This window comes from Hymenobacter metallilatus (assembly GCF_003944705.1).
GTDB classification, from domain to species: domain Bacteria; phylum Bacteroidota; class Bacteroidia; order Cytophagales; family Hymenobacteraceae; genus Hymenobacter; species Hymenobacter metallilatus.
Genome location: NZ_RWIS01000033.1, coordinates 1 through 643 on the forward strand (window position 1 = coordinate 1; position 643 = coordinate 643).

The window sequence follows — 643 nt, forward strand, 5'->3', positions numbered from 1 at the left end:
GGTGGTGGTCTAAGTTATGGTGCATCGTCGATTATGCTCGTCAATGACGAGTTGAATACGCACGTGGTGCATGGCTAAGCAGCGACTGAACGAGCAGGTCTTGCGCACCAGCACGGCACATTTCTGGCGCAAGGAGCAATTGATAGCCTCCACGATGCTGGTTTGGCCGCTGCCTTTCGGATGCGCCCGGTGAGCCCGCACCGGCCGCACGCCCCGGTAAGCTTCCCACTCATCCGTGTGGTACCACGTACCCGTACGGTAGGGGACGGGCAGCGCCCGCCACAGGCGCCGGGCGGTAGCACGGCCCCGGCTGCCCAGCACCCAGGCCACGATGCGCCGCGTGTGCCGCTCCACGGCCAGCCACAGCCACTTTTTGCGCCGTTTGCGGCCGACAAACGTCCACAGCTCATCCAGCTCCCGCTCTTTCGGCCGGTGCGGCAACGGACAACTCAGGGGACGGGTCTGCGCTTTTTTTTGCCAGCTTGGCCACCGTCATCCGCGCTACGCCCGTCAGGCGCACGATGGCCCGCTGCAAGACCCGCTCCAGGAGCAGCTTTTCTACCTGCGCATACTGTGCCGCTTTGCGCGGGGCCGCTGGCTGGAATACCGCCTGGTGGCGGCAGCTCGTGCACAGGTACTTCGC

Annotated in this window: 1 protein-coding gene and 1 pseudogene; both read right to left on the reverse strand. The window is 64.9% G+C overall.

All coding sequences use genetic code 11. From position 1 onward, the window contains the following. Positions 1-9: 9 nt before the first annotated feature. Complete coding sequence (locus EI290_RS22215) at positions 10-441, reverse strand: IS1 family transposase (protein ID WP_185817123.1); 432 nt, start codon at positions 439-441, stop codon at positions 10-12. Beyond that, a pseudogene (locus EI290_RS22645) lies at positions 407-643 on the reverse strand (IS1 family transposase); the annotation flags it as partial. The gene EI290_RS22215 and the pseudogene EI290_RS22645, both read right to left, overlap by 35 nt.